Genomic DNA, 1246 nt, shown 5'->3' with positions numbered 1-1246 from the left:
TGTTGTGGCTCAATGATTCTGGACACCCCGATAGGGCGTTAAGCTTCGCCCAGCCATGAGGTGTTTGCGTGACCAGAAGATCATTCAGTACAGATTTCAAACTCGAAGCAGCCGGCCTGGTTTTGGATCAGGGGTACTCCATTCCCGAAGCCTGCAAATCGATAGGCGTAGGCCCGACTGCATTGCGTCGCTGGGTAGAGCAACTGCGCAGCGAGCGTGGCGGCACTACACCAGCACGCAGCAAAGCCCTGACTCCTGAGCAAAGGCGCATACAGGAACTGGAAGCCCAGGTTCGGCGTCTGGAGCGGGAGAAAGAGATCCTAAAAAAGGCTACCGCTCTCTTGATGTCGGACTCCCTCGATCAGTAGCGCTGATTGAGGCATTGGGCGAGCGGTATCCACGAGCCGAGCTGTGCCGGGTGTTTGATGTGCAGCGCAGCAGTGTTTACGAAGCATGCAAACGCCGTCGCCGAGTTGATCACAGGCGAATTGCCTTGCGTCAGCTTGCTGCCGAGCTTCATGCACAAAGTCGTGGTTCCGCAGGAGCCAGAACATTATCGGCAGCGCTGCGAATACAGGGCGTGCAGGCTGGTCGCTTTCTGGCTGGACGCCTGATGAAAGAAGCCAGGCTATTCAGCTCGCAATGTCGCAAGCATCGCTACCGCAAGGCTGATGGTGAAAGCGTCATTGCGGCCAACACACTGGATCGGCAATTCACAGTGAGCGGCCCCAACCAAGTGTGGTGCGGTGATGTGACATACATCTGGGCGGGTAATCGCTGGATCTACCTGGCAGCAGTCATGGATTTGTATGCGCGCCGCATTGTCGGTTGGGCACTGTCCAATCGGCCTGACTCGCAGCTCACGACACGCGCGTTACGCGTGGCCTACGAGTCCCGAGGTTGCCCGCAACAGGTGATGTTTCACTCTGACCAGGGTTGCCACTACACCAGCATTGAGTTCCGCCAGATGCTCTGGCGCTACCGTATCAAGCAGAGCATGAGCCGCCGCGGTAACTGCTGGGATAACGCTCCAATGGAGCGTTTTTTCAGAAGCCTGAAAACGGAATGGATGCCGGAGCATGGGTATGCCAGCCAAGGGCAAGCTGAGGCTGATGTGCTGCGCTACCTGACGGATTACTACAACCATCAACGACCACACAGCTACAACGGATACAGAACGCCAGCGGAAACCGAATCACTGGCCGGATAAACCTAAACCAGTGTCCAGTTCTCGTTGACCACAACA

1 protein-coding gene is annotated in these 1246 nt (G+C 56.6%); it reads left to right on the top strand.

Annotation, left to right across the window (positions count from 1 at the left end):
• Positions 1-68 precede the first annotated feature (68 nt).
• Positions 69-1210, top strand: a protein-coding gene (locus tag H3H51_RS21095; RefSeq protein ID WP_183091056.1) for an IS3 family transposase whose coding sequence is annotated in 2 segments (ribosomal slippage) — positions 69-321 and positions 321-1210 — 1143 coding nt in all. Because the reading frame shifts where the segments join, the coding sequence is not laid out codon by codon here.
• The last annotated feature ends 36 nt before the right edge of the window (positions 1211-1246 follow it).

It is taken from the genome of Aquipseudomonas ullengensis (genome assembly GCF_014174475.1).
Taxonomy (GTDB): Bacteria; Pseudomonadota; Gammaproteobacteria; order Pseudomonadales; family Pseudomonadaceae; genus Aquipseudomonas; species Aquipseudomonas ullengensis.
Note: the sequence above shows the minus strand (reverse complement) of the source record. Positions and strands in the feature narration are given on the sequence as shown.